The sequence below is a fragment of the Photobacterium sp. Hal280 genome (assembly GCF_037162255.1).
In the GTDB taxonomy this organism is placed as follows: Bacteria; Pseudomonadota; Gammaproteobacteria; order Enterobacterales; family Vibrionaceae; genus Photobacterium.
Genome location: NZ_JARLUO010000005.1, coordinates 599,920 through 622,263, shown reverse-complemented (window position 1 = coordinate 622,263; position 22,344 = coordinate 599,920). Strand labels below are relative to the sequence as shown.

Annotated in this window: 16 protein-coding genes, 12 tRNA genes and 2 pseudogenes; 1 reads left to right on the top strand and 29 read right to left on the bottom strand. The window is 53.4% G+C overall.

Going from position 1 to position 22,344, the window contains the following annotated elements; all coding sequences use genetic code 11:
- Window positions 1-123: 123 nt before the first annotated feature.
- From P4S53_RS12150 to pncC, 20 genes and pseudogenes are all read right to left on the bottom strand, one after another.
- Window positions 124-2,975, bottom strand: a pseudogene (locus P4S53_RS12150) (M16 family metallopeptidase).
- A 35-nt stretch (window positions 2,976-3,010) separates the two neighbouring features.
- A complete protein-coding gene (locus P4S53_RS12145; RefSeq protein WP_337112876.1) occupies window positions 3,011-3,433 on the bottom strand; it encodes a YqaA family protein in 423 nt (140 codons plus the stop codon).
- A 2-nt stretch (window positions 3,434-3,435) separates the two neighbouring features.
- The gene (locus tag P4S53_RS12140) at window positions 3,436-4,386 is read right to left on the bottom strand and encodes an NADP-dependent oxidoreductase (protein WP_337112875.1); all 951 of its coding nucleotides are present in this window, start codon (window positions 4,384-4,386) and stop codon (window positions 3,436-3,438) included.
- A gap of 173 nt (window positions 4,387-4,559) precedes the next feature.
- Window positions 4,560-4,636, bottom strand: a tRNA-Arg gene (locus tag P4S53_RS12135).
- A 37-nt stretch (window positions 4,637-4,673) separates the two neighbouring features.
- Window positions 4,674-4,750: transfer RNA gene (locus P4S53_RS12130), tRNA-Arg, on the bottom strand.
- 46 nt (window positions 4,751-4,796) lie between these two features.
- Window positions 4,797-4,873 (bottom strand) — tRNA-Arg (locus P4S53_RS12125).
- A 38-nt stretch (window positions 4,874-4,911) separates the two neighbouring features.
- Window positions 4,912-4,988: transfer RNA gene (locus P4S53_RS12120), tRNA-Arg, on the bottom strand.
- 47 nt (window positions 4,989-5,035) lie between these two features.
- Window positions 5,036-5,112 (bottom strand) — tRNA-Arg (locus tag P4S53_RS12115).
- Window positions 5,113-5,159: 47 nt separating this feature from the next.
- Window positions 5,160-5,251 (bottom strand) — tRNA-Ser (locus tag P4S53_RS12110).
- A 10-nt stretch (window positions 5,252-5,261) separates the two neighbouring features.
- Window positions 5,262-5,338: transfer RNA gene (locus P4S53_RS12105), tRNA-Arg, on the bottom strand.
- Window positions 5,339-5,390: 52 nt separating this feature from the next.
- Window positions 5,391-5,467: transfer RNA gene (locus P4S53_RS12100), tRNA-Arg, on the bottom strand.
- Between the two features lie 44 nt (window positions 5,468-5,511).
- A tRNA-Ser gene (locus tag P4S53_RS12095) sits at window positions 5,512-5,603 on the bottom strand.
- 11 nt (window positions 5,604-5,614) lie between these two features.
- Window positions 5,615-5,691 (bottom strand) — tRNA-Arg (locus P4S53_RS12090).
- Between the two features lie 47 nt (window positions 5,692-5,738).
- Window positions 5,739-5,815 (bottom strand) — tRNA-Arg (locus tag P4S53_RS12085).
- 41 nt (window positions 5,816-5,856) lie between these two features.
- Window positions 5,857-5,948 (bottom strand) — tRNA-Ser (locus P4S53_RS12080).
- Window positions 5,949-6,166: 218 nt separating this feature from the next.
- Window positions 6,167-6,364, bottom strand: coding sequence for a carbon storage regulator CsrA (csrA, locus tag P4S53_RS12075; RefSeq protein ID WP_027253546.1), 198 nt, complete (start codon window positions 6,362-6,364; stop codon window positions 6,167-6,169).
- A gap of 328 nt (window positions 6,365-6,692) precedes the next feature.
- A complete protein-coding gene (gene alaS, locus P4S53_RS12070; protein ID WP_337112874.1) occupies window positions 6,693-9,317 on the bottom strand; it encodes an alanine--tRNA ligase in 2,625 nt (874 codons plus the stop codon).
- A 187-nt stretch (window positions 9,318-9,504) separates the two neighbouring features.
- Window positions 9,505-9,966 (bottom strand): recombination regulator RecX, encoded by a 462-nt coding sequence (gene recX / locus P4S53_RS12065; protein WP_337112873.1) that lies wholly within the window; start codon window positions 9,964-9,966, stop codon window positions 9,505-9,507.
- 188 nt (window positions 9,967-10,154) lie between these two features.
- The gene (recA, locus tag P4S53_RS12060; RefSeq protein ID WP_337112872.1) at window positions 10,155-11,219 is read right to left on the bottom strand and encodes a recombinase RecA; all 1,065 of its coding nucleotides are present in this window, start codon (window positions 11,217-11,219) and stop codon (window positions 10,155-10,157) included.
- Window positions 11,220-11,346: 127 nt separating this feature from the next.
- Complete coding sequence (gene pncC, locus P4S53_RS12055; RefSeq protein ID WP_337112871.1) at window positions 11,347-11,835, bottom strand: nicotinamide-nucleotide amidase; 489 nt, start codon at window positions 11,833-11,835, stop codon at window positions 11,347-11,349.
- 161 nt (window positions 11,836-11,996) lie between these two features.
- Here pncC and mutS point away from each other — a divergent pair, with 161 nt between their 5' ends.
- Window positions 11,997-14,567, top strand: coding sequence for a DNA mismatch repair protein MutS (gene mutS, locus P4S53_RS12050; RefSeq protein WP_337112870.1), 2,571 nt, complete (start codon window positions 11,997-11,999; stop codon window positions 14,565-14,567).
- Window positions 14,568-14,720: 153 nt separating this feature from the next.
- On the opposite strand, the gene rpoS is transcribed toward mutS, so the two are convergent.
- From rpoS to eno, 9 genes and pseudogenes are all read right to left on the bottom strand, one after another.
- Window positions 14,721-15,728, bottom strand: a complete 1,008-nt coding sequence (gene rpoS, locus P4S53_RS12045) for an RNA polymerase sigma factor RpoS (protein WP_337112869.1) — start codon at window positions 15,726-15,728, stop codon at window positions 14,721-14,723.
- A 54-nt stretch (window positions 15,729-15,782) separates the two neighbouring features.
- Window positions 15,783-16,846: pseudogene (locus tag P4S53_RS12040) on the bottom strand (peptidoglycan DD-metalloendopeptidase family protein).
- A 3-nt stretch (window positions 16,847-16,849) separates the two neighbouring features.
- Window positions 16,850-17,479 carry a protein-L-isoaspartate(D-aspartate) O-methyltransferase gene (locus P4S53_RS12035; RefSeq protein ID WP_337112868.1) on the bottom strand — a complete coding sequence of 210 codons (630 nt, stop codon included), beginning with the start codon at window positions 17,477-17,479 and terminating at the stop codon, window positions 16,850-16,852.
- A 2-nt stretch (window positions 17,480-17,481) separates the two neighbouring features.
- Window positions 17,482-18,231, bottom strand: a complete 750-nt coding sequence (gene surE / locus P4S53_RS12030) for a 5'/3'-nucleotidase SurE (RefSeq protein WP_192015717.1) — start codon at window positions 18,229-18,231, stop codon at window positions 17,482-17,484.
- The gene (gene truD, locus P4S53_RS12025) at window positions 18,212-19,276 is read right to left on the bottom strand and encodes a tRNA pseudouridine(13) synthase TruD (protein ID WP_337112867.1); all 1,065 of its coding nucleotides are present in this window, start codon (window positions 19,274-19,276) and stop codon (window positions 18,212-18,214) included. Before truD ends, surE begins: the two co-directional genes overlap by 20 nt.
- 30 nt (window positions 19,277-19,306) lie before the next feature.
- On the bottom strand, window positions 19,307-19,780 hold the full coding sequence (gene ispF, locus P4S53_RS12020) for a 2-C-methyl-D-erythritol 2,4-cyclodiphosphate synthase (RefSeq protein WP_161446316.1): 474 nt from the start codon (window positions 19,778-19,780) through the stop codon (window positions 19,307-19,309).
- Window positions 19,780-20,475, bottom strand: coding sequence for a 2-C-methyl-D-erythritol 4-phosphate cytidylyltransferase (gene ispD / locus P4S53_RS12015; RefSeq protein ID WP_337112866.1), 696 nt, complete (start codon window positions 20,473-20,475; stop codon window positions 19,780-19,782). Before ispD ends, ispF begins: the two co-directional genes overlap by 1 nt.
- A gap of 58 nt (window positions 20,476-20,533) precedes the next feature.
- A complete protein-coding gene (gene ftsB, locus P4S53_RS12010; RefSeq protein WP_337112865.1) occupies window positions 20,534-20,794 on the bottom strand; it encodes a cell division protein FtsB in 261 nt (86 codons plus the stop codon).
- 187 nt (window positions 20,795-20,981) lie between these two features.
- Complete coding sequence (eno, locus tag P4S53_RS12005) at window positions 20,982-22,283, bottom strand: phosphopyruvate hydratase (RefSeq protein ID WP_027253560.1); 1,302 nt, start codon at window positions 22,281-22,283, stop codon at window positions 20,982-20,984.
- Window positions 22,284-22,344 lie beyond the last annotated feature (61 nt).

The window sequence follows — 22,344 nt, the reverse complement described above, 5'->3', positions numbered from 1 at the left end:
TGTTGATTTAGCAAAGGGTTTCCTGCCAGAGGTAACGGCAGCCATAAAAAAAGCCGATACACTGGGTATCGGCTGAGATCTTAAGCTGAATCCGAGCTTAATCAGCCGGTCATTATGCTGATCTTATTGCACGGGTTTTAAAGGGCGTACAGGCATATTCAGTGTTTTTAATTGCGGCAATAATGACTGCGCATCCCCCACCACAATAATCTGGTAATCCTTGGGATTAAACCATTTTTTCGCCAGCTCATTGAGCCTGTTTTTACTGATAGAAGCCGTGATCGCATTCCGCTGCGACACAAAATCATCATCAAGCTGGTAGGTCATGATCTGTCGCAGTAAATCCGCTTTATCACTCGGCGTTTCATAGCTCAGTGCCTCTTGCTGACCGACTGCCAGACGCATAAAGGCCAGTTCATCATCCGTCAGGCCGTTGCTGCTGTAGTTCGCCAGCTCTTTCACCATTTCCTTGATCGCCGGTAAGGTCACATCCGCGCGCACTTCGGCATAGAACACAGACAGCCCGGCTTCTTTATTGCCGCTCTGATAGCCACCGGCGCCGTAGGTGTAAGCCTTGTCTTCACGCAGATTGAGATTAATCCGGCTGTTAAAATTGCCGGCCAGATTAAAGTTCGCCAACTGGAGCTCGAACTGTTCACCCGTGGCATCATACGGCAGGCCATTCCGCACTAAGCGCACCGTGCTTTGCGGTGCCCCCGGCTTATCGACCAGCCAGATTGCTGGCTTAGACTGAGCGGGCAGCACAGGGGTGACGTAAGTAGGTGCCGGCGCCCCCTGCCAGCTTGACAGAAATGACAGCTGTGATGTCAGCTCTGCAGGCTGTACCTCACCAACGACAGCCAGTTGCGCACCATTGGGGGTATAAAAACGCTGATAAAAAGCTTTGACATCGTCCAGTGTCATCGACTGAACTGACGCCAGCGTGCCGTCCGAAGGGCGGCCAAACACTGTATTGCCGTACAGCACCTCACGGGTGGCCTGACTGACCAGCCAGCTCGGACGCTGATGATCATACACCAGGCCTTCCAGCGCCTGCTGTTTCACCCGGGTAAAATCCTCTTCCTTGAAGGCAGGTTCAAACAAACGCTCCTGCATGATAGCCAGCGTTTCATCGAGGTGCTTCTTCAAGGTCGTGACAGAAACAACAGTCCCGTACATACCCGATGAAAAGGTCACTGTACTGCCCAGCGTATCAAGACGGGACACCAGATCTTCCGATGAATGGCGCTGGCTGTCTTCTGCCAGCATCGCAGCCGTGAGCTCGGCCAGCCCCTCTTTGCCAACAGGCTCATAGCGGCGTCCCGCCGGTAACACCAATTGCAATTCCACGGTCGGGGTTTCATCGTACTGGGTGCCCAGCACTTCAATCCCGTTTGCCAGTTTGAAGCGGTATAACTCAGGCACCTGAGCCGTCACCGGCTCTGAGGGCTGTGGCATGACTGAGCGGTCAAACCCTTCGTGTTGCGGCTCACGCAGGTTCAGCTCATTGTCCTGAACGGATTTGTGCTCGGGAATAAGGCGATCGGCCGGACGGTAGTTGGCTTTGGCTGCAGCCATCTCTGTTCGCCCGTTGGGCACAGTACTGAGCACTACTTTGGGCTGGTTCTCCACATAGCGCCGATAGACCGCCTCTACATCAGCGGGTTTTACATTACGCAAATTGGTCAACTCGGTGCCCAAGCGGTTTGGATCACTGTAAAAGGTCTGGTAAGCCGCCAGTTGCGCCACTTTGCCATGCACACTTTGCAGGCCAAAAATGGCAGAGGCTTCGGCCATGCCTTTCATTTCATCGAGTTCTTGCTGGTTGACGCCGCGCTGAGCCAGGCTGCTAAGCACTGTGCTGACTTGGTCATAAATGCGATCCAGTTGTCCCTGCTCACCACTCTGACCGATGGCATAGACATACAGAGTACAGGCCAGCTCACCACAATCATGATAAGCGCCGGCATCGACCACTTTCCCTGTCTTTACCAAGGCCTGGTACAAGATGCTGTTCTGACCGCCACCGATAACTTTCGCCAGCATATCCAGCGACGCATCATCCGGCGCCCCTTTATAGGAGGTCGGCCATGCCATCATCAGCATCGGCTGCTGGATGTTGTCTTCCAGGGTCAGGTAGCGATCAGCATCCAGCGTCACAGGTGCTTTCGCTGGATTATCGACTTTCGGCCCACGCGGAATATCACCGAAGTACTTCTGTACCCATGCCAGTGTTTCCGCTTGATCAATATCGCCACCAATGGTCAGCGTGGCGTTATTCGGTCCGTACCAGCGCAGAAAGAAGGCTTTCAAATCATTCACATCAACCCGGTCCAGATCATCGACATAACCAATAGGCTGCCACGAATAAGGGTGGGTGCGCGGGAACAGCGCCTCGCCTATACGCTCATTCACCATGCCGTAAGGACGGTTTTCATAGCGTTGCGCACGCTCATTCTTCACCGTAGCACGCTGAATCTCAAATTTGTGCTGGGATACCGCACTCAGCAAGAAGCCCATCCGGTCTGATTCCAGCCAGAGCACTTTTTCCAGCTGATTGGACGGCACAGTTTCAAAGTAATTGGTACGGTCACGGTTGGTTGTGCCATTCATTGTCCCGCCGGCTTCCGTGATCAGGCGAAAGTGCTCCTGATCGCCGACATGCTTGGAGCCCTGGAACATCATGTGTTCGAAAAAGTGGGCAAAACCCGATTTACCTAATTGCTCGCGGGCTGAACCCACATGATAAGTCACATCCACATGCACGATAGGATCTGAATTATCTTCGTGCAGGATCACCGTCAGGCCATTATCCAGCACATATTTGCTGTAAGGAATCACGACTTCAGCGCTGGTGTCCGATACACGTTCGACAAAATGCACACCATCAGGCAATGATTGTGCCTGATCGGGGGCGTCTGACTGCTGCATCCGCTCAGGACCAGCAACACAAGGCTCAGAATCCGCTTTTGCACGTTCGCCTTCCTTCTATTAATTTCAAAATGAAAAATCAAAACAGCAGTACCAGTATGACGTACCGCACGGCTTTGCCGATGAGAATCAACAAGGCACAGAGTCCTGCCTGCATCCGCAGCCAGCCTGCAGCCAGACAAAGCGGATCGCCCACAACAGGCACCCAACTGAGCAACAGGCTCCAGTAACCGTATTTTTTTATCCAGGCAACCGCTTTAGTATGACTCTGATTTTCTTCAGAAGTTTTATCGGGTAGGCAACGTCCCAGATAAAAACTCACCATGCCCCCGATAGTATTGCCCGCTGTGACAACGCTAACCAGCAGCCATACCGGCTGTGACTGAGCACTGAGTGCCGCCAGAAGGCCGGCTTCCGAGCCTCCCGGCAGCAAGGTCGCGCTGAGTAAGCCAGTGAAAAACAGCCCCCACAACAGGGCCTCGCCAGACCAACTCCAGTCCATTGTCAGTCTTTCATGACCAGAACTATTTTGCCGCGGGTACGGCCGGTTTCTATCTGACGGTGTGCCTGTGCGCCCTGCACAAGCGGGAATTGCTCTGTGATCACCACGGTCAGTTCCCCTTTTGCCATCATAGCCAGCATCTGATCATTTTGCGCCACCGACGGGGATACCAGCATGCCCTGAGCATGCAAGCCCGTGACTTTTGCCGCCGCTGTCACACTCTCTGCCGTGATGGTCGGGACAGTCACCACACGACCGCCCGGCTTGACACAAGACAGTGCCGCCACGCCTATTTCGCCCCCAACCAGATCGATCAGCACATCAACAGCCTGCAGCTGAGCTGCCAGCTCCCCTTTTTGATAATCCACCGCTTGTGCGCCCAGTGAGGAGACAAACGCCAGATTTTCTGCCGAGCAACTGGCCACAACCTCAGCTCCTTTGCGGCATGCCAGCTGTACCGCCAGATGACCGACACCGCCAGCACCGGCTAAGATCAATACGCGCTCACCGGCCTGCACTGAGGCTTTTTCCAGTGCTTGCCAGGCCGTTTGCCCCGCCAGAGGTAACGCCGCAGCTTCTGCTAAGGGAACGTCATCCGGCACCAGACTCAGGCTGTCTGCCTCTGCCAGAACCTGCTCGCTGTATCCACCGCCTTGCAAAGGAAATCCGATAAAACCGCACACGCTCTGTCCTGCGCGCCATTCCGTCACGTCCTCGCCAACGGCGGCGATGACACCGGCAATATCATAACCCGGCACCCAAGGCAGCTTGTCCCGGTTTTGCTGCGCAGCCCAACCCAAACCGGCCCGGGTTTTAGCATCAATAGGGTTGACGCCTGAGTAAGCCACATCGATCAGCACCTGTCGCCCTTCCGGCGCGGCAATCTCGGCCGATTGCAGCTGAAGACAATGGACATCGCCAAAGGCAGTAATAGCAAGCTGTTGAGTTGTCATGGTTATTTTCCTTCTCAATCCGGTGGAATCCTTAGCCCTATCATCGTAAGGCAAGCCAAAACTACCCCTTTCCATACAGAAATACCAGAGGTTGCAGGATGTGTTGAGCGGAGAATGAGGAAAACAGAAAATGAAGGCAATAAAAAACCCAGCCGGGGCTGGGTTTGTAAGGATGGCGCGTCCGGGAGGATTCGAACCTCCGACCGCCTGGTTCGTAGCCAGGTACTCTATCCAGCTGAGCTACGGACGCGCAGAGCAGATGCGTGAAAAATCACGACTTGAAATGATGGCGCGCTCGGGAGGATTCGAACCTCCGACCGCCTGGTTCGTAGCCAGGTACTCTATCCAGCTGAGCTACGAGCGCGCAGAATTGGTTTTAGCCGTTACAATCCATTGAAACTTGAAAATAATGGCGCGTCCGGGAGGATTCGAACCTCCGACCGCCTGGTTCGTAGCCAGGTACTCTATCCAGCTGAGCTACGGACGCGCAGAATTTTCTGCGTGAAAAATCACGACTTGAGATGATGGCGCGCTCGGGAGGATTCGAACCTCCGACCGCCTGGTTCGTAGCCAGGTACTCTATCCAGCTGAGCTACGAGCGCGCAGAATCAGTTTTTGAAGTAGCAGTCCATTGATACTTGATCAAATATGGCGCGTCCGGGAGGATTCGAACCTCCGACCGCCTGGTTCGTAGCCAGGTACTCTATCCAGCTGAGCTACGGACGCGCAGGGTCTTACACAATATCTAAAGGGACTCTAGCTATTGGGAAGAATGGCGGTGAAGGAGGGATTCGAACCCTCGATACGGGATAAACCGTATACTCCCTTAGCAGGGGAGCGCCTTCAGCCTCTCGGCCACCTCACCACACAAATAATGGCGCGCTCGGGAGGATTCGAACCTCCGACCGCCTGGTTCGTAGCCAGGTACTCTATCCAGCTGAGCTACGAGCGCGCAGAAACTTGCGTTTTCACAATGTCTGACACTGACATTGCGATTTAAAAAATGGCGCGTCCGGGAGGATTCGAACCTCCGACCGCCTGGTTCGTAGCCAGGTACTCTATCCAGCTGAGCTACGGACGCGCAGGCTTTACTTCTTACACTCAGTGATACCACTGAAGAAAGAATGGCGGTGAAGGAGGGATTCGAACCCTCGATACGGGATAAACCGTATACTCCCTTAGCAGGGGAGCGCCTTCAGCCTCTCGGCCACCTCACCACACTGTATAATGGCGCGCTCGGGAGGATTCGAACCTCCGACCGCCTGGTTCGTAGCCAGGTACTCTATCCAGCTGAGCTACGAGCGCGCAGAAACAGTTATTCAGCAGAACTCTTGAGTCCTGCTTCTAAAATATGGCGCGTCCGGGAGGATTCGAACCTCCGACCGCCTGGTTCGTAGCCAGGTACTCTATCCAGCTGAGCTACGGACGCGCAGATTGCAAATACCACGACTTTCAAACTCTTGAAAGGAATGGCGGTGAAGGAGGGATTCGAACCCTCGATACGGGATAAACCGTATACTCCCTTAGCAGGGGAGCGCCTTCAGCCTCTCGGCCACCTCACCGTCTTGCGGTCGCTCATATTACTGTCAGGCAAAAATAAGTCAAACACTTTATTGAGAAAAAGCCCCTTTCCATTGCTGGCTGAACACTTAATCACCAAACCGCTATCAAAAGCTTCCTGAGTGCTGACTTCACCCTAATTTTCACTGACCTGGCGGATTGTCAGCGTGCAGAAACAAAAAAGGCCAGCTCATAAGCCGACCTCTTTATCAAACAGGAATTAGTAGTTACCCGAACCTTGTGTTCCGGTATCTTTTTCTGCCTGTATACGCATGTAGATCTCTTCACGGTGAACAGACACTTCTTTCGGCGCATTAACACCGATGCGAACCTGATTTCCCTTTACGCCAAGTACGGTCACGGTTACTTCGTCACCGATCATTAGCGTCTCACCTACACGACGAGTCAAAATTAGCATTCGATTGCTCCTTGAGTAATCTTACTTGTAATTAGTGTTTATAAAGCTTTTTTACACAAAAAAGCCCATAGAGTTCATGGTCACTGCTCAAGAAACAGCGAGAAGTGGGCGATTATCCAGACTTTAACAATCAACCACAAACATTTTCTGCATCTGGCGGACCACTCAGATCAGACCCAAAAACTGTACTCGACCACTCGCCATTGCATCCTCTGTCAGGTTCAACGACTCAATTGACTGTAATTGTAGCACTTTTTTAATGATTGATGTCGACTGTACCACAGTCGACATCAACACTTAAGTCGCCGTTTTCAATCAGAGAGCTTCGTTACAGGCGCTCGGTCAACCAAGGCGACACACTGTCCAGTGCGGCGGGTAACGCGCCGGCATCTGTCCCGCCTGCCTGAGCCATATCAGGACGACCGCCGCCTTTGCCGCCAACCTGCTGAGCCACCATATTCACCAGATCGCCAGCTTTGACTTTCGCGATCACATCTTTGGTGACACCTGCGATCAGGCCAACCTTGCCGTCACTCACATTCCCCAAGACAACAACGCCGCTTCCCAGCTTGTTTTTCAGCTCATCTACCATACCACGCAGTGCTTTGTTATCTGCACCGTCCAGCTTAGCAATCAAGACCTTAGTACCATTAATTTCTTGCACCTGATGAATCAGATCCGCGCTTTCCTGGGCGGCCAGCTTATCTTTCAGTTGCTGGATTTCTTTCTCCAGCTGCTTACTGTGGGCAACCAGAGCATTCACTTTGATGGCGACAGAGGCTGAATCCGATTTCACCAGGCTGGCCGTTTCGGCCAACAGGCTGTCCTGCTCATGCAGCAGTGCAATAGCGCCTTCGCCTGTTACCGCTTCGATACGGCGGATACCTGCGGCAATCCCCCCTTCAGAGACGATCTTGAACAGGCCGATATCACCGGTCTGGCGGGCATGAATACCACCGCACAGCTCAGTGGAGAAATCACCCATGCTGAGTACGCGCACCTCGTCATCGTACTTCTCGCCAAACAGCGCCATCGCGCCTTTGGATTTTGCGGATTCAATGTCCATGACATTGGTTTCAATCACATGGTTCAGACGGATCTGTTCGTTAACTATGCGCTCAATCTTGCGTAATTGCTCAGGTTTCACGGACTCCAGGTGCGAAAAGTCAAAACGCAGGCCATCAGGTTTCACCAGTGAGCCTTTCTGAGTCACGTGCTCCCCCAGTTCCTGACGCAGTGCCGCATGCAACAGGTGCGTGGCAGAGTGGTTCAGGCTAATGGCCGCACGGCGCTTAGCGTCAACCTGGGCATTCACACGATCACCCACAGCCAAAGCACCTTCGCTCAGGGTGCCCTGATGACCAATTGCGTCACCAAACTTCTGCGTGTCTTCCACGGTGAAAACCACACCCTGGGCGGAAAGCACGCCCGTGTCGCCACACTGACCACCAGATTCCGCATAAAACGGTGTGTGGTCCAGAATGATCAGCGCTTTTTCGCCAGCAGCCACAGTGTCCACCGCTTCACCGTCACGGAAAAGCGCGACAATCTGACCTTCGCCCTGAGTGCCGTCGTAGCCGCAAAACTCAGTTTCCGCATCCACTTTCACGCTGTCGTTATAATCCACACCGAACTGACCAGCTTCACGGGCACGCTGACGCTGTGCTTCCATGGCATTGTTGAAGCCTTCTTCATCAATGCTGAAACCACGCTCACGCGCAACATCGTTGGTCAGATCCGCAGGGAAACCATAGGTATCGTATAGTTTAAAGACAGTTTCACCGTCCAGCACTTTGCCATCCAGTGCATCAATCGCTTCATTGAGGATAGACATACCGCGATCCAGTGTGCGACCAAAGTTTTCTTCTTCGATCTTCAACACTTTCTCAACCATGGCCTGTTGCTGTTTCAGTGTCTCGCCAGCGCTGCCCATGACCTCCGCCAGAGGACCAACAAGCTTGTGGAAGAAAGCACCGGTTGCACCCAGTTTGTTACCGTGGCGTACCGCACGACGAATGATACGGCGCAGCACATAACCGCGGCCTTCGTTAGACGGCATCACACCATCCACAATCAGGAAAGCACAGGAACGGATATGGTCAGCAACCACCCGCAGCGACTGGTTAGTCAGATCGTCATAACCAATCACAGAGGCCGCTTCTTTGATCAGCGCCTGGAAGATATCGATTTCATAGTTTGAGTGAACGTTTTGCATGATGGCCGCCAAACGCTCGATCCCCATGCCTGTATCCACCGAAGGCTTAGGCAGTGAATCCATCTGGCCGTCAGCCTGACGGTTAAACTGCATGAAAACGATGTTCCAGATCTCAATGAAGCGATCGCCGTCTTCTTCCGGCGAACCCGGAGGACCACCCCAGATATGATCACCGTGATCGTAGAAAATTTCAGTGCAAGGTCCGCACGGGCCGGTATCACCCATCTGCCAGAAGTTGTCCGACTCGAAAGCCTTGCCGCCGGTTTTATCGCCAATACGAATAATACGGTCTTCCGGCAAACCAATCACTTTATGCCAGATGTTAAAGGCCTCATCGTCCGTCTGGTATACGGTGACCAGCAAACGCTCTTTCGGCAATTTCAGCACACCGGTCAGAAACTCCCAGCCATATTGAATCGCTTCTTCTTTGAAGTAGTCACCAAAGCTGAAATTACCCAGCATTTCAAAGAAGGTATGATGACGGGCAGTAAAGCCGACATTCTCCAGGTCATTGTGTTTACCACCAGCACGTACACAGCGCTGCGCCGTGGTCGCTCGGGAGTAATTACGCTTTTCCAGACCCAGAAAAGTATCTTTAAACTGGTTCATACCTGCGTTTGTAAACAGCAGGGTCGGGTCGTTGGCGGGAACCAGCGACGAACTTTCGACTATCTGGTGGCCTTTGCTTTCAAAAAACGTAAGAAACGCACGGCGAATCTCATCAGTGCTCATGTACATTTGACAATCCTGAATAATGCTGTGTTAATTCCCCTGCCTGCAACTGCGCCCCAGTTGCCTGCTGCCGAACAACCAAGTTCAGCGAACATGCAGGTTTAATCAATCTAAGATAAAAGGTTTACCGGCTATTGTAAAACAACGCGGGTTTGACGGGAAATGTTCTGTTAACACAATGGCGGAATCAGCCTCAGTATTCATCTTCAACCGCTAAGGCATAACGAATCTGGTCAAAATCAAAACCCCTTGATTGCATAAAACGTAATCGGCGGGCTTTTTCTTTCGGTGTGTCCATCTGGGTGTCACCAAACTTGCGTTGTGCCACCGCTCTGGCCTGTTCGAACCAATCCACGCCGGCCTCTTCCAGTGCCTGCTTGATACACAAATCATGCACCCCTTTCATCTTCATTTCCTGCTTGATGCGCAGCATGCCCCAGCCTTTTGAGACCCCGTTTCGCACCGCCATGGCCGCATAACGGGCATCATCCAGCCAGTTGTAATCCTGGCAATAGGCGACCGCGTCACTGATCTCCTGTTCGCTGTAACCGCGCTGCTTGAGCTTTTGCTGCAATTCGCGCTTGGCATGGTCTCTCCGTGACAGATAACCTACGGCCGCTTCTTTGGCCGAGATTTTAGGTGCTTGCCTTCTCACCTAGATACCTCCCCGATTGGCGTATACCCAAGTAAAATAAATGACGGGTTATTCCATGCCCCTTAAACGACTCAGGTCCATCGATTGTAAATACAAAACGGGCACTGGCATGGGTGATTTCACCTCTGCACAGCGCCCGTTAAAGAATGACTGCTCCGGCTAACCAGCCGTGACATCATGCGTCGTGATTAAAAAGCTTCATCCTGAGCATCGACTTTATCAGTCTCTGCATTCACAAGCTCAGCATCGGCTTCTGAAACATTGGCAGGGTTCAGCAGCAACTCACGCAGCTTCTTATCAAGCTCTTCAGCAATTTCTGGATGCTCACCAAGGTACTTACAAACATTGGCCTTACCCTGACCAATCTTATCGCCTTTATAGCTATACCAAGCGCCTGCTTTGTCTACTAGTTTGTTCTTCACACCAAGATCAACCAGCTCACCTAAACGGTTGAAGCCCTGACCATAAAGTATTTGGGTTTCAGCTTGCTTGAACGGTGCGGCAATCTTGTTCTTGACCACTTTAATGCGGGTTTCGTTCCCCACCACTTCATCGCCTTCTTTGATCGCGCCGGTACGGCGGATATCCAGACGAACAGAAGCATAAAATTTCAGCGCGTTACCACCTGTGGTGGTTTCCGGGTTACCGAACATCACACCGATCTTCATACGGATCTGGTTGATGAAGATACACATACAGTTCGACTGTTTCAGGTTACCCGTCAGCTTACGCATGGCCTGAGACAGCATACGCGCCTGCAAGCCCATGTGCGAATCGCCCATTTCGCCTTCAATTTCGGCTTTTGGTGTCAGCGCGGCAACGGAGTCGACCACGATCATATCGACTGCGCCGGAACGGGCCAGTGCATCACAGATTTCCAGCGCCTGCTCGCCGGTATCCGGCTGTGACACCAGCAACTGATCAATATCCACACCCAGCTTCTTGGCATAAATCGGATCCAGCGCATGCTCGGCATCGATAAAGGCACAGGTTTTGCCCTTGCGCTGTGCGGCGGCAATGGTTTCCAGCGTCAGGGTTGTTTTACCTGATGATTCCGGACCATAAATTTCGACGATACGACCCATTGGCAGGCCGCCGGCACCCAGTGCAATATCCAGAGACAGTGAACCGGTTGAGATGGTCTCAATGTCCATCGTACGGTTGTCACCCAGCTTCATAATGGAGCCTTTACCGAACTGCTTTTCGATCTGACCCAGGGCAGCGGCAAGAGCCTTCTGTTTGTTGTCGTCCATTCGACTCTCCAACGGATGCTAATTCAATATTCAAATTACTGGTTAGTATACTGTCTATTCATACAGTGTCTAGCACTGTATGGCATTTTTTCCTGACCGGCTGCCGGGCCGGGCCAGACTGTGATCTTCACTGCAGAGTGTTCAGGCGATCAAGTAAGCCTTGCAATGCGCGCTCGACAGCCTGCGCACGGACGGCCTGCCGGTCTCCGCTAAAATGGCAGGTTTCGGCACCCAGCCAGCCTGTGGTATCTGCCCAGGCAAAACACACAGTGCCGACCGGTTTATCCGGCGTGCCGCCATCAGGTCCGGCAATACCGCTGACAGCCACGCTGATAGAGGCCAGAGAATGTGCCAGCGCACCTGTCGCCATCTCCTGCACCACAGGCTCACTCACCGCACCGTACTGAGCCAGGGTTTCAGGTTTAACGCCCAGCATCTCCTGCTTGGCGTCATTGCTATAGGTAATAAATGCCCGGTCAAACCAGGCAGAGCTGCCCGCAATATCCGTGATCGCAGCAGAGACTCCGCCACCGGTACAGGATTCTGCGGTCGTGGCGAGCCACTGCTGGATTTTCAGTGCCTGACCAAGCTGCGCTGACAAAGATGTCGTCACCATCGGCTTTCCTCCGTACACAGTCAATGCCGACACCTTACTAGGATGGTATGGGCGCTTCAAGCATTAGTCGCGACATGAAATTGCGCTTCCCCCTTTGCCACTATTCCGCTTTCACGTATCCTAGACGGCCTGATTTTTCTCGGTTTGATGCGGGCAACAGCGTGACAATAAAAGGTTTAGAAACACACACACCCATGATGCAGCAATATTTGAGGCTGAAAGCTGAAAACCCTGATGTGCTGATGTTTTACCGCATGGGGGATTTCTATGAACTCTTCTTTGATGATGCCAAGCAAGCTTCTCAACTGCTGGATATTTCGCTCACCAAGCGAGGTTCAAGCAACGGCCAGCCCATACCTATGGCTGGCGTGCCTTACCATGCCGTTGAAGGTTATCTCGCCAAGCTGGTTCAGTTAGGCGTTTCCGTCGCGATATGCGAGCAGATTGGCGATCCTGCCACCAGCAAAGGGCCGGTTGAACGCCAGGTTGTGCGTATTGTCACACCCGGAACCGTCAGCGATGAGGCGCTGCTTCAGGAAAGACGCGATAACCTGATTGCGGCGATTTTCTGTCAGAATGGCCGCTTCGGCTATGCCACATTGGACATCACCTCCGGCCGTTTCATGCTGATTGAGCCCGAGACCGAAGAAGCCATGCAGGCCGAGCTGCAGCGTACCAGTCCGGTCGAGTTGCTGTATCCGGAAGATTTTCCTCTGCCTGGCCTTTTCAGCCATATGAAAGGGGCACGCCGACGCCCGGTGTGGGAGTTTGATCTGGACACCGCCCGTCAGCAGCTGACGCTGCAATTCGGCACCCGCGATCTGGTGGGTTTTGGCGTTGAAAACGATGAGTTCGGCCTGTGTGCGGCCGGCTGCCTTCTGCAATATGTGAAAGATACGCAACGCACCGCGCTGCCTCACATTCGAGCCATCACCCGGGATACCCAGGAACAATCAGTGATCCTGGACGCCGCGACCCGCCGTAATCTGGAACTGACCCAGAATCTGGCCGGCGGCACCGACAATACGCTGGCTTCGGTACTGGACCACACGGCCACCCCCATGGGCAGCCGCCTGCTCAAACGCTGGCTGCATCAGCCCGTCAGAAATCGTCAGCAGCTGAATCTGCGTCTGGATGCCATCGGCAACCTGAAAGACAGCGGCATGTTCGCCGAGCTGGCCGGCGTGCTTCGTCACATGGGCGATCTGGAAAGAATTCTGGCCCGGCTGGCATTGCGCTCGGCCCGGCCGCGGGATCTTGCCCGCATGCGGACAGCACTGCAGCACCTGCCCGCCCTGGCTGAGCTGCTGGCCGAGTTAAACAGCCAATCACTGCGCCAGCTGGCTGAACAAAGCCAGCCGATGGACGAGATTTGCAGCCTGCTGGAACACGCTATTATTGAAAACCCGCCTGTCATTATCCGTGACGGTGGCGTGCTGGCACCTGGCTACAATGCCGAGCTGGACGAGTGGCGCGATCTGGCTGATGGTGCCACCAAATTCCTGGCTGAGCTGGAAGCACGCGAACGTGAGCGCCATGACATCGACAGCCTGAAAGTCGGTTTTAATCAGGTGCATGGCTTTTATATTCAGATCAGCCGTGGTCAGAGCCACAAAGTCCCGAGCCATTATGTTCGCCGTCAGACACTGAAAAATGCGGAACGTTACATTATCCCTGAGCTGAAAGAGCACGAAGATAAGGTGCTTAACTCCAAGTCCAAAGCACTGGCACTGGAAAAACAGCTCTGGGAAGCCCTGTTTGACAGCCTGCTGCCGCATCTGGCTCAGTTGCAGCAGACCGCGGCCGCGCTGTCGGAACTGGATGTGCTGGCCAACCTGGCTGAACGTGCAGATACGCTGAATTACTGCCGCCCGACACTGAGCGATAAACCTGGTCTTGATATCAATGCTGGCCGTCACCCGGTCGTCGAGCAGGTGCTGGATGCGCCTTTCATTGCCAACCCGATCTCGTTACATCAGGATCGCCGCATGCTGATCATCACAGGGCCGAACATGGGCGGTAAATCCACCTATATGCGGCAGACGGCCCTGATCGCGCTGATGGCACATGTCGGCTCTTATGTACCGGCAGATTCCGCCACGATTGGGCCTCTGGATCGCATTTTCACCCGGATCGGTGCCTCGGACGATCTGGCCTCAGGCCGCTCCACCTTCATGGTGGAAATGACAGAAACCGCTAATATTCTTCATAACGCGACGGAAAACAGCCTGGTGCTGATGGATGAAATCGGCCGTGGTACCAGTACCTATGACGGGCTTTCTCTTGCCTGGGCCAGTGCCGAATGGCTGGCAGAAAAAATTGCGGCCATGACGCTGTTTGCCACTCACTATTTCGAACTGACCGAGTTGCCGTCGCTGATAACCGGGCTGGCCAATGTCCACCTGGATGCCATTGAGCACGGGGATGAAATTGCCTTTATGCACGCCGTGCAGGAAGGGGCGGCCAGCAAGTCTTTCGGTCTGGCGGTTGCCAGCCTGGCGGGTGTTCCTAAATCGGTGATCAAGCGAGCCAAGCAGAAGCTGCAACAACTGGAGACCACGGGTCACCAGCACGCCATGGAACAGCCGCAGACGCAACGCGCAGACAATCAGCAGCTCTCGCTGATCCCTGAGCCCAGCGAAGTCGAAGAAGCGCTGGCGCGTCTGAATCCGGATGAGCTGACGCCAAGGCAAGCTCTGGATGAGCTTTACCGTTTAAAAGCGTTGTTATAGCGGATCCCAGGTAATGGAGCCGGCACGATCAAGAAAGGACGCCGAAGCGTCCTTTCTTTTCCCTTTTTATCTTGTTTCGTATTATTCGCTTCTTGTTGTTGGTTCTTGTGTCTTTCTCGTTATGTCAGCATGCTCTGAACAAATACGCTTGCCTCAAATTTCCTGATTGAACAGGGATTCAATGTTCAGGCCCTGATGTGTCAGCATGTCACGCAGGCGGCGCAGGCCTTCGACCTGGATCTGACGCACACGCTCGCGGGTCAGGCCAATCTCGCGACCGACATCTTCAAGGGTGGAAGCTTCATAGCCCAGCAGACCAAAACGGCGGGCCAGCACTTCACGCTGTTTGGGGTTCAGTTCCTGCAGCCAGGTGACAATAGAGGTTTTCATATCGTCATCTTGCGTGGAGGTTTCCGGGCCGCCGCAGCGTTCATCCGGGATGATATCCAGCAGGGCTTTTTCCGTATCACCGCCAATCGGGTTATCGACCGAGCCGACACGTTCATTGAGGCGCAGCATGCGGTTCACATCATCCACTGACTTATCCAGCTGCAGGGCAATATCTTCGGCTGTGGGTTCATGATCCAGCTTCTGGGCCAGCTCACGAGCCGTACGCAGGTAGACATTCAGCTCTTTCACCACATGAATCGGTAAGCGAATGGTCCGGGTCTGGTTCATGATAGCCCGTTCAATGGTCTGACGGATCCACCAGGTTGCATAGGTAGAGAAACGGAAACCGCGTTCAGGATCGAATTTTTCCACCGCGCGGATCAGGCCCAGGTTACCCTCTTCGACCAGATCCAGCAGGGCAAGACCACGGTTACTGTAACGGCGGGAGATCTTCACCACTAAACGCAGGTTACTTTCGATCATGCGTTTACGGGCGACTTCATCACCCCGCAGCGCACGGCGGGCATAGAGAACTTCTTCTTCGGCGGTTAAAAGTGGGGAAAAGCCGATTTCGCCGAGATAAAGCTGAGTGGCATCCAGTGCTTTCTGAGTGACACTGTAGGACGAGATATCCAAATCTTCGTCGGTGTCATCAACCTCTGAGTCTGCTTTTGCTGAAACGTCGGCTTCCTGCTCTTCAACATCAAGCTCCATCTCATCTTCAAACTCTTCGTAGTTTTCGATATCAGTAGCTGCATTACTTCTGCTCATAGCGCCTCCCAGATAGCGTTTTGCAAATCCGGTTCACCACGCCCGAGCAGTCTGTCAGTTTGGCAGGTACTTGAGCGGATTCACTGACTTGCCTTTATAACGGATCTCAAAGTGCAGTCGGACATTGTTCGTTCCCGAGCTGCCCATCAAAGCAATTTTTTGCCCTGCGGTTACCGTATCTTGCTCCCTGACGAGTACTCTGTCGTTATGTGCATATGCACTTAAGTAGTCGTCATTGTGCTTTATAATGACAAGGTTGCCATAACCCCGTAATGCATTGCCGGCATACACCACTTTCCCTGCAGCTGTTGCGTTGACGTTCTGGCCTCTCTGGCCTGCAATATCAATGCCTTTATTGCCATTATCACTGCTGGAAAAGCCGGAAATGACTCTTCCCTTTGCCGGCCACACCCAGGTATCAATCTTGTCAGCGACAGGTGCTGGCGTCTTGCCTGCCTTGTCACTTGTGTTAACCTTGTTTGTAACAACTTTGTTAACTTTTGAGTCTTGAGAGTACTCTTTTGTGGGAGCGCGATCAACATCTTTATTGACGCTTTTTTGCACGGTTTTTGCAGGTGTTGTAACCGGATTGGCTTTGGTCGGAGGCGCTGTTTTAGCCGGTTTACCCGGGGGGTTGATTTTACTGATGGTTTAGCAACCACCACAGCCGTTGAAGCAGCCGCAGTACCTGAAGCAACAGCAGCAGCGGTCGATACTGGACCGACCACAACTGCAGGCTGATAAGGCACAGCTTCCCGCTTGGGTGGCGCTGGCGGTTTTTTATTGATGACTGGCACAGGCTGAGCAGCCACTTTGTGACCGAACTGAGGGGCGACGTATTTGGACTTCCACAGAAACAATTTCTGGCCGGGGTATATGGTATAAGGGGGCGTCAGCTGATTCAGTGCAATCAAGTCGTTGACATCACGACCTGAAAGGTAAGAGATAAAATAAAGGGTGTCACCTTTTTGCACTTCATAGTAACTGCCGCGGTAGCTGCCTGGCCGGGTGTTGTCATAGTTCGCGCCATCAGGCGGATAAGTGGCACAGGCCGACAGCAACAAACAGGCTGCCAGTACCATCGGGACTTTGTGCTTTTTTCCGCTAAAACCTTTCATGCGCTACGCCAGCTCCCCTGCCACCAGAGGCACAAAACGGACCGGCGCAATTTCATCTGTCACATAGTGACCATCCAGTAAGCGGATGCGTTTCAGCATCTGGTGCTGCTCACCAACAGGGATCACCAGGCGTCCCCCTTCGGACAACTGCGCCAGCAACGCCGGCGGGACGACCTCCGCAGCAGCGGTCACTATAATGGCATCGAATGGCCCTTTACTTGACCATCCCTGCCAGCCATCACCATGCTTGGTCGAGATATTATGTAAGTCCAGCTGTTTGAAACGGCGTTTGGCCTGCCACTGCAAAGCCTTAATGCGTTCAACCGAGTAAACATGCTCCACCATACGAGACAGAATCGCGGTCTGATAGCCAGAGCCGGTGCCAATCTCCAGCACTCGCGTGCCGGGTTGCAAGGCAAGCAACTCTGTCATTCTGGCCACAATATAAGGCTGTGAGATAGTCTGCCCACGCCCGATGGGCAGGGCATTATTCTCGTAAGCCTTGTGCGACAAGGCTTCATCAATAAAATGCTCACGGGGAACCGTATCCATGACCCGCAATACCCTACGGTCTGCTATCCCCTGCTGAGACAAATATTCCATCAGGCTATGGCGTTGTTCCGCATAGCGCATTATCAGTTGCTCTCCACTTGTTTCATCCACTGTGCCAAGTCGTCCAGCGCATCGTGTGCTGTCAGATCAACCTGAAGCGGTGTAATTGACACTTGCTTGTGTTCTATTGCATAAAAGTCTGTACCTGGCCCGGCATCCTGACAACTGCCGGGAGGACCAAGCCAGTAAATCGTTTTGCCGCGAGGATCGACATCCCTGACCATTTTTTCCGCGCGATGACGGGCACCCAAGCGCGTCACCTGCCATTCGCCCAGTTCAGACAAAGGCACATCCGGCACATTGATATTGAGAATTTTATTCCTCGGCAGCGGCTGAGCCATCAAACGCCCCACCACTTCTTTGACGACCTGAGCGGCCGTCGCAAAATGTTCTCGCCCGACTAAAGACACGGCAATGGCCGGTACGCCGAGAAAATGCCCTTCCGTCGCGGCAGCCACTGTGCCTGAATACAGCACATCATCACCCAGGTTGGCGCCGTGATTAATCCCGGCCACCACAATATCCGGTTTATCGGTCAACCACTCGTTCAGCGCGAAGTGTACACAGTCCGTTGGCGTGCCTTCCACCGACATACGCCGGATGCCTTCTTCACGGACACGCAAAGGCGTTTCCAGTGTCAGTGAGTTGGAGGCACCGCTGCGATTACGATCCGGTGCCACCACATACACCTCACCCAGTTCTTTAAGGGTATCGGCCAGTGTGTTGATTCCTTCAGCAAAGATGCCATCATCATTACTGATCAAAATTCGCATATCTGCCATCCTTCTGCTCAGGCTCATCAATCAGTTCCCTCAATACTGCCGTGGCGAAACACCCTGCCGGTAAAGAGAACCGTACTTCCAGCTGATCAGCATGCAACTGCCAGCTCATGTCTGCCGGACGCAGCATCAGGGGACGACGTTCGTGTCGCATCCTGTTATCGCGGATCAATTTCAGCAGCAATGGCTCTTGCTCAATCACCGCCATTTCAAACGCTGCTGCCTCACCCTGGCTGGGCAGCGCATTGTCGCCGGTCATAGGCGCGGTGATCAGCCACTCGCCCGCCGCAACCTGGTCCTGCCATTCAGGCGTGACCTGCTCAACCAGCTGCCAGTCTTCGCTGCCCTGTTGCTGAACACAGTCACCCGCTAACAAGGTATCAGCCTTGCCATCGGCAATACGCTGGGATAGCACCATGTTAAACAACCAGGAGCGGGCGGCTGACAGATAGAAGCTGCGCTTGCTCTTGTCGCGAACACGAAACTCATCATTGCCCCATGCTCTGGCTTTGACCACGTTATTGCCGTCATGACCGAAGCGCTGCGCACCAAAGTAATTCGGCACGCCCTGTTGTTGAATTTTCACCAGACGCGCGTCGAGATCCTGCGGGTTATCCAGCTCGCTCAGACGCAACTCAAAATGATTGCCAGCCAGATCGCCGGGACGCAGTTTTTTGTCGTGACGATCAGTCGCCAGCACTTCGACACCGGGATGCTCGGCGACAAATGGCATCAAATCCGGATCAGGTTTACCCGGCAGATGCACGCTCAGCCACTGTTCGGTCACCGCGTGCCTGTCTTTCAGGCCAGCCCAGCTGACATCGCGGGATTTCACGCCGCACGCTTTCGCCAGCTCGTTGACAACATATTTGGTGTTCTCGCCGGTTTTACGGATCTTCACCATGAAATGCTCACCGCTGCCGGTGAAGTCAAAGCCCAGTTGCTCTTTGACGATAAAATCTTCCGGGCGAACTTTGCTTCGTCCCTGGCAGACAGGCTTACCATTCAGCCAGCTCAGGCTGTCCATATCAATTGTCATATTCTTTCCGTTATACAGGAAGGGGCGGCGTCAGAGCGAGCGCAGCAAAACGACCGCTTCGCAGGCGATGCCTTCTTTGCGGCCCGTAAAACCCAAACGTTCAGTCGTTGTGGCCTTTACATTAATATTATCGACCGTGGTGTCGAGATCGTCGGCAATGGTTTGGCACATTTGTTCAATATAAGGCGCCATTTTCGGTGCCTGCGCAATAATTGTGACATCCAGATTGCCCAGGCGATAGCCTTTCGCTTTCACCTTGGCGTACACGTCACGCAGCAGCATGCGGCTGTCTGCCCCCGCCCACGCCGCATCGGTATCCGGGAAATGACGGCCGATATCACCCGCACCTATCGCGCCCAGCAGCGCATCACACACAGCATGCAGAGCAACATCACCATCGGAGTGAGCAATCAGACCCTGTTCATAAGGCACTGCTACCCCGCCGATGATCACTGGGCCATCACCGCCAAACTTGTGTACGTCAAAACCGTGTCCAATTCGCATTATGCCTGCTCCTTTTGTCGTTGCTGCAGGTAAAATTCAGCCAGGGCCAGATCTTCAGGCTGAGTGACTTTCAGGTTATCAGCCCGACCGGGCACCAGCCGTGGCGACAAGCCGCAATATTCCAGCGCCGATGCTTCATCTGTGAGCACTGCCCCTTCCGCCAGCGATTTGACCATGGCATCTCTGAGCTGTCTGACCCGAAACATCTGGGGAGTCAGCGCATGCCAGAGATCGGTGCGATCCACCGTTGTCGCAATAGTTTGCCGGCCGTTGCCACGTTTCATCGTATCGCGCACCGGCGCGGCCAGAATGGCACCAAAGGCATGCTGTTGTGCCTGTTCAATCAGACGGGACAAATCATCCTGATGCAGACAGGGACGAGCAGCATCGTGCACCAACACCCAGTCATCATCTGCCAGTGTGGCCAGACCGGAAAACACCGAATCGGCACGTTCGCGACCGCCAGACACCACAACGATGTCCGCGCGATTGGCCAGAGGCAACTGATAAAAATAAGGATCGCCGTCACTGATCGCAATCACTACCCGGCCAATCGCGGGGTGTTGTAACAAGCTGTCCACCGTATGTTCCAGTATCGTTTTGCCTGCGATCACCAGATACTGCTTCGGCCTGTCGGCCTGCATACGACTGCCGACACCTGCAGCTGGCACAACTGCCGTTAAGGTTTGAGTCATGATGGGTTTACTGCCAAGTTAACGCTGAGTGGCCACTCCTAGAGAGAATGGTCACCGACTATGCGAAAAAAGTTTCTCCGGGCTTGATCATCCCCAGCTCATGCCGGGCCCGCTCTTCTACCGCTTCCAAGCCCTGATGCAAATCATTGATTTCGGCGTACATCTGCTGGTTACGCTGAACCAGTTCGGCATTCGCTTTTTGCTGTAGCGCCACATTGTTTTTAAGCGCCATATAATCAGACATGCCATTCTTGCCGGACCAGAATTCGTACTGCAGCCAGGATAATACCAGCAGTAACACTGCACTGAATACACGCATGCAAGCCTCATTCTTGGGTGATTAACACAAGTTGACAGGCTATCTCATCAGCCTCTAAGGCGGTAATAATCCCATAAAGCGCCGTATGTGACCAGTTCCGGACCCGCCATTCGGACAGAAAAAAGCCGCTCTGTTGAGCGGCTTATCATCCGGGGTCACTCAAAGTGACAAAAGTGAAGCTTCAGACTTATGCCTGACCTTTCACTTCTTTCAGACCGTTATACGGTGCTTTCTCGCCCAGCGCTTCTTCGATACGGATCAGCTGGTTGTACTTAGCAACACGGTCAGAGCGGCTCATAGAACCGGTCTTGATTTGACCTGCGGCTGTACCAACGGCCAGATCAGCAATCGTTGCATCTTCCGTTTCACCTGAACGGTGAGAGATAACAGCGGTGTAACCGGCATCTTTCGCCATCTTGATAGCCGCCAGCGTTTCAGTCAGAGAACCGATCTGGTTGAACTTGATCAGGATAGAGTTCGCGATACCTTTATCGATACCTTCTTTCAGGATCTTAGTGTTAGTCACGAACAGATCGTCACCCACCAGTTGCAGTTTATCGCCCAGCAGTTCTGTCTGGTGCTTGAAACCATCCCAGTCAGACTCGTCCAGACCGTCTTCAATCGACACGATTGGGTACTGGTTCGCCAGATCCTGCAGGTAGAAGTTAAACTCTTCAGACGTGAAGATTTTGCCTTCGCCTTTCATGTTGTAGTTGCCTGCTTCTTTGTCGTAGAACTCAGAAGCTGCACAGTCCATCGCCAGCGTGACGTCTTTACCCAGGACATAACCTGCCGCTTCAACTGCTTCTTTGATTGCAGCCAGTGCCGCAGCGTTAGATTCCAGGTTTGGTGCGAAACCGCCTTCATCACCGACAGCTGTGCTCAGACCTTTGGCTTTCAGTACTTTTGCCAGGTTGTGGAACACTTCAGCACCGATACGCAGACCTTCTTTCAGTGTTTTTGCACCGACTGGCTGGATCATGAATTCCTGGATGTCGACGTTGTTATCCGCGTGCTCACCGCCGTTGATGATGTTCATCATTGGCAGAGGCATAGAGAACTGGCCTGGAGTGCCGTTCAGTTCAGCAATGTGCTCGTACAGAGGCATGCCTTTTGCAGCCGCGGCCGCTTTTGCGTTCGCCAGAGAGACAGCCAGGATAGCGTTAGCACCAAACTTAGATTTGTTTTCAGTGCCGTCCAGGTCGATCATGATTTGGTCGATGTCCGCTTGGCTTTTCGCGTCTTTACCAACCAGTGCCTGAGCAATAGGACCGTTAACCGCTTCAACGGCTTTCAATACACCTTTGCCAAGGAAACGAGATTTGTCGCCGTCACGCAGCTCCAGAGCTTCGCGGGAACCCGTTGATGCACCAGAAGGTGCCGCAGCCATACCAACAAAACCACCTTCCAGGTGGACTTCAGCTTCCACTGTCGGGTTACCGCGTGAGTCGATGATTTCACGACCCAAAACTTTAACGATCTTAGACATAGTGTTTCCTCTTGCTTTATTTTGATTTAAAAAAGCGAAAAAAAGCTGCCGCACTCCATGT